We start from the raw sequence: 5,223 nt of genomic DNA, 5'->3' as shown, positions 1-5,223 counted from the left end.
CCCCGGCATGGCAACGAGAAAATGGTTGGTTAAATTCATCATGACTCCACCTTAAATTGAGCGGCACTCATAGCGCGAATGCCGCTCAAGAGCTGGGTTATCCCATCACCGATAGATTATTTCTGCTCAATGCGACGTTCAATCGCATCCATCAGCTTGCCGGTAATGGAGATATCAAATGCGGCTTCGATTTCACGAATACACGTTGGGCTGGTAACGTTAATCTCAGTCAGTTTGTCGCCGATGACGTCAAGGCCAACAAAAATCAGCCCCTTTTCTTTAAGTGTAGGCGCTACAGCGAGAGCGATCTGTTTATCTGTCTCACTCAGTGGTCTTGCTTCGCCACGTCCGCCTGCGGCTAGGTTACCGCGAGTCTCTCCTTTGGCAGGAATACGCGCTAAGCAGTAGGGCATCGGTTCGCCATCCACCACCAAAATACGCTTGTCACCATTGCTAATATCTGGGACGAAAGTTTGCGCCATCGCGTAGTGTTGACCATGGTTGGTCAAGGTTTCGATGATCACGGAAACGTTAGGATCGTTCTCTTTTACACGGAAGATCGACGCGCCGCCCATGCCATCCAATGGTTTTAAAATCACGTCGCCATGTTGCTCACGGAAGGCTTTAATCTTGTCTGCGCTGCGAGTCACTAAGGTGGTTGGCGTTAGCTCTGGGAACCACGCGGTAAACAGTTTTTCATTGCAGTCGCGCAAGCTTTGCGGCTTGTTGACGATCAAGGTGCCTTTTTCTTCGGCGCGCTCAAGGATGTATGTCGCGTAGATGTATTCGGTATCAAATGGGGGATCTTTACGCATCAATACCGCATCAAGCTCTGACAGCTCAATGGTCTGCTCAGATTTAAACTGATACCAGCCGCTTGGATCTTCTTTTAGCTCCACCACTTTGGTGTCCGCAATCGCGACGCCCTGTTCTAGATGAAGATCCTTCATCTCCATGTAGTGAATTTCGTAGCCGCGGCGCTGCGCTTCCAGCATCATGGCAAAGCTAGAGTCTTTTTTGATGTTGATGGACGAGATCGGGTCCATCACGATGCCGAGTTTGATCATGGATAGTGTTCTCCGTTTAGCCAAGATCGCCAAAGCGAACTTGTAGGGCGGTAATAGCGGTAAGGGCTGCGGTTTCGGTACGTAGCACGCGAGGACCGAGCAGCGTCTCTTCAAATTGGTATTGCTGAGTCATATCGATTTCATCGCTAGAAAGGCCGCCTTCAGGGCCAATCAACAAACGCACTTTTTCTACCGGAGTCGGTAGGGTGTTGATTGAGTATTTGGCGCGCGGATGCAAATTGAGCTTCAAGCCATCGAATTGCTCTTGGCACCACGCTTCGAGCGACATAATTGGGCGAATGGTAGGGACGGTATTCCGGCCGCACTGTTCACAGGCGCTGATGGCAATTTTTTGCCATTGAGCGAGCTTTTTCTCAAAACGTTTGGGGTCGAGTTTGACGCCACAGCGCTCAGAGATAAGGGGCGTAATGGTATTGACGCCAAGCTCAACGGATTTTTGAATCGTGAACTCCATTTTATCTCCGCGTGAGATCACTTGACCTAAGTGCAGATCCAGCGGTGACTCGCAGCTTTGTTCAACGCGATCTAACACCTCGACGTCGACGTTTTTCTTTCCTACAGCGGTAATGGTGGCAGGGAATTGTGCGCCGCTGCCATCAAACAACAGCACCTGTTGACCCTCTTTCATGCGCAGCACTCGGCCGACGTGGCCGGCGGCATCGTCACTGAGGGCGAGAGGCCCAAGCTGGTGGATGGTCTCTGGGTGATAGAGTCGTGGCATGCGCATTGCGTTGGTTTCCTGCAAATCCAAAAGTTATCCCACTAACATGGATGCCTTTGAGCGAAAAAACAAGGGGCTAGCGTGAGATAAAGCGTGCTGAGAAGTCGAGTGCCTAGTTCCTAGAGCTAGGTGGTTATGGGGTTGCTTGGCATGCCTCAACCACAAACGGGTTGTGATTGCCTTGCACTTTAGCGATGCGGTTGTCGCGTTCGCACTCCCAGGCGTCGGCGGGGTAGGTTTTATTCCACGCATTCATCAGCTTGGTTTGCTGGCTTGAGAGTTTAAATCCGTACTCTTTACTCATGTAGAGATAGGTGCGAGCAATGGATCCGCGGGCTCGATCGGGCGGCATCACTTCACGCTGTTTGAAGTTGACCTGCATCTCACAGCGCCCATAGGTCACTCCTTGAACCCCATTCCACTGGCTAAAGTTGTAATTTGAACGATCGCCGTTGACCTCACCAATCGCTGGGGTCAGGTTATGCAAATCGGCTTCCATCGAGCGAAATTGCTGATCGTTTTTAGTGCAGTATTTACGCCCACCCTGTTGCCAGCATTGGCGCTGATGACCAAATTGCCAAGCAGGCACCACATGTTCCCACTCAATGCGAGAGGCTCGGCGCTCTTGCTTACGCACCTGATAGCCGCACGAGTTAAGATCCGGCGTGCCTTTGCGCCCTTGCCACTCAATATTGCAGCCACAGTAAAAGCTGGTGGGGTGATCGGCGTAGATCTTGACCGCCTCTTTCTTTGCTTTGGAAAAAGAGGACGGCGGCGCTGCGTGCGCGAAAGAGAAAGCAGAAGAGAGCGTCACCGCTAGCAGCGAGCTCATCACAGTAAACCAAACGGGCAGTCGAGACATAATGAAACCTGAGTGAGCGTTAAAGCATGAAAAAAGTATTATTTTTCACAGTCTAGCACGCAAAAAGGTAGGATTTTAGTGATGATGTTATTTGTTACGCTGAATGAGATCGCGCCATAGGGTGGTTTTAGTGGTGATAGATAGTTGGCAGGGATGGAGTGCGGGTGATTACGACAACTGTTTGCCAGAAAACACCAGTGTCTGCTGACACTGTTGGCAGCGATAGCTTGCCTGTTTGCGCTGCACTTTATTGTGGCGTCGAATAGAGAGCGGGTAGTCACGACACGCACAGTGGTATTCAAAGGTTTTACCCTGAACAGAGTTGACAGCAAAGCTGTGGGTGGTGTTGGCTTTGACACCGAATACTGACTCCATGACCCCTTGCCACTCTTTGCCGTGCGGGCGAACGCGACCATAGACTTGATAGGTGACAAGGTGGGCCACTTCATGGGGGATCACTTCTTGAAGAAACGCCGCTTGATTCTCCGCAAACAACACCGGATTGAGGCGGATTTCATTGAGTTGCAGGTACGCTTTTCCTGCCGCTTTACCGCGCAGCTTAAACGAGAGCGTTGGCATAGGAAACGGCCGGCCGAAGGCTTGGCGGGCTTGCTCGATGCATTGCGCGATCACTCGCTGAGTTGAATAGGTGAGGGTCAGATCCACAGGTGACTCATCTTCGCTGGCAGAGATACAGGATAAAAAACGCCCCGAGAGAGCTCGGGGCGTTCACTATACCTCAAATAGGCCGCATGTTAAGGGTGATGGCGTTTCTTAATCACCTCATGATACGCGTGCCAAGTGGCGTAGCCGAGTATCGGCATCGTAAAGAGCATCCCGATACCATAAGTGGCAAAGCCAATTAATATCCCGCCACAAATGATCGCAGCCCAGACGATCATGGCACCAATGTTGGACTTGACGGCGTTAAAGCTACTGAATACGCCGGTCATCATATCCACGCGTCGCTCCATCATCAGCGGAATGGCGAACGCTGAGATACTGAACACGACACACGCCAGCACTAAACCCACTAATGAGCCGATGATCAAGAAGGGGAGAAAGTCGCTCAACGGCGCCCCTTGTACCGACGGGTAGAGTGCGTGCAGCAGCGCCGCGATACGCATCCAAAAAATCATACACACCGCAAGCAGCACGGCAAACGCCCATTGTGAAGTGGAGTTACGTCCGATGGCTTTCATCGAGTGAAGCAAACTGGGTTTATGTCCGCGCTCTCGCTCCCAGCTCGCGTCATACAAACCGAGCGCTAAAAAAGGCCCAATGAGCATATAGACGACCAGACTGGGCATCACCACAAGGTGGGTGCCTTGCCACTGGACGAGGAGAACAATGCCGATGGCCGCCGCCATAAAGCACAAGCCGTAGAAAGCGCTAATCAGCGGCATGCGAACAAAGTCGTGCAAGCCGAGCGCGAGCCAATGAAATGGGGCAGAGATACTGACCTGATTACACGGTATGGTGCGCGCGTATTCGTGGTCGCTGACTTCCTTATGTTTTTGCTCTTTGAAGTCGTGTGGGTTAACCGTACGAGGCATAACTCCTCCTTGATCAATCTCGATTCTCATCCTCTTCTTTGCCTTTTGAGTGGTGGCCGAGAAAAGGGGTTGTTACGTATTTGTAAACAGAAGACGTTTTTAAACGCAAGCCGTTCGCAAACACGAGAGAGTGCTGACCCGATTCGCTGATGTGCTCCTAGACGCTGACGTTAAAGGGTGTGAACTCTCAGTTTTATGTTGGTGCCGTGATCTGAACACAAGCTTTGCGCGTGTTACTCGGCGCAGAGGGGATGGCAGTCACGTCTGGTTTTATACGTAAAGACGTCATCCTTGGATGCGTTCATTTAACATATTGTTAACTATTGACCTCAATGGCGTAAATTACAACCTGGGCGGTTAAATTTTGTTCAATGATGGGTGGAGATGCGAGGTCGGGGTGAGCACAGCGAGCGAGGAGGCCAGATAGCAGGCAAAAGAAAGGGCTTTTGGCGAACCAAAAGCCCTGAAGTAGTGTGGCTCAGTGATTACTTGAGACCAGCGAAGTCACGCAGTTCTGCGGCTTTATCCGTCGCTTCCCAAGGGAACTCTTCACGACCGAAGTGGCCGTAAGCGGCGGTCTTCTTGTAGATTGGCTGAAGTAGGTTCAGCATCTCTTGCAGGCCGTATGGACGTAGATCGAAGAACTGACGTACCGCTTCAATGATGATGTCGTGCGAGACTTTCTCAGTACCGAACGTTTCCACCATGATAGACGTTGGGTCCGCAACACCGATTGCGTAAGACAATTGGATTTCACAGCGATCTGCCATACCCGCCGCGACGATGTTTTTCGCCACGTAGCGTGCTGCGTAAGCGGCACTACGGTCTACTTTCGATGGATCTTTACCAGAGAATGCACCACCACCGTGACGCGCTGCGCCGCCGTAGGTATCAACGATGATCTTACGACCAGTCAAACCACAGTCGCCCATTGGGCCACCGATAACAAAACGACCGGTTGGGTTGATGAAGAAGTTAGTGTCTTTGTTGAGCCAC

6 protein-coding genes are annotated in these 5,223 nt (G+C 51.5%); all 6 read right to left on the bottom strand.

The window, feature by feature from the left end:
* Window positions 1-116 precede the first annotated feature (116 nt).
* Entirely contained in the window at window positions 117-1,067 is a 951-nt protein-coding gene (gene gshB / locus AC6R1O_RS18625) for a glutathione synthase (protein ID WP_487903653.1), read from the bottom strand.
* A 16-nt stretch (window positions 1,068-1,083) separates the two neighbouring features.
* A complete protein-coding gene (gene rsmE, locus AC6R1O_RS18620) occupies window positions 1,084-1,815 on the bottom strand; it encodes a 16S rRNA (uracil(1498)-N(3))-methyltransferase (RefSeq protein WP_500631431.1) in 732 nt (243 codons plus the stop codon).
* 127 nt (window positions 1,816-1,942) lie between these two features.
* Complete coding sequence (endA, locus tag AC6R1O_RS18615; RefSeq protein WP_500631481.1) at window positions 1,943-2,641, bottom strand: deoxyribonuclease I; 699 nt, start codon at window positions 2,639-2,641, stop codon at window positions 1,943-1,945.
* A gap of 198 nt (window positions 2,642-2,839) precedes the next feature.
* A complete protein-coding gene (locus AC6R1O_RS18610) occupies window positions 2,840-3,337 on the bottom strand; it encodes a SprT family zinc-dependent metalloprotease (protein ID WP_500657604.1) in 498 nt (165 codons plus the stop codon).
* 89 nt (window positions 3,338-3,426) lie between these two features.
* Window positions 3,427-4,227 carry a DUF2189 domain-containing protein gene (locus AC6R1O_RS18605; protein WP_334568345.1) on the bottom strand — a complete coding sequence of 267 codons (801 nt, stop codon included), beginning with the start codon at window positions 4,225-4,227 and terminating at the stop codon, window positions 3,427-3,429.
* Between the two features lie 485 nt (window positions 4,228-4,712).
* On the bottom strand, window positions 4,713-5,223 hold a 511-nt coding region (locus AC6R1O_RS18600; RefSeq protein ID WP_500657603.1), incomplete at its 5' end, for a methionine adenosyltransferase domain-containing protein.

This window comes from Vibrio sp. R11-SG3-ISO3-SZ, assembly GCF_059834345.1.
This window is presented reverse-complemented; position numbering and strand designations above follow the sequence as displayed.

Bases quoted from the DNA above. Each gene is read 5' to 3' on its own strand.
- gshB (WP_487903653.1), bottom strand. From the start codon at position 1,067: ATGATCAAACTCGGCATCGTGATGGACCCGATCTCGTCCATCAACATC.
- rsmE (WP_500631431.1), bottom strand. From the start codon at position 1,815: ATGCGCATGCCACGACTCTATCACCCAGAGACCATCCACCAGCTTGGG.
- endA (WP_500631481.1), bottom strand. From the start codon at position 2,641: ATGAGCTCGCTGCTAGCGGTGACGCTCTCTTCTGCTTTCTCTTTCGCG.
- AC6R1O_RS18605 (WP_334568345.1), bottom strand. From the start codon at position 4,227: ATGCCTCGTACGGTTAACCCACACGACTTCAAAGAGCAAAAACATAAG.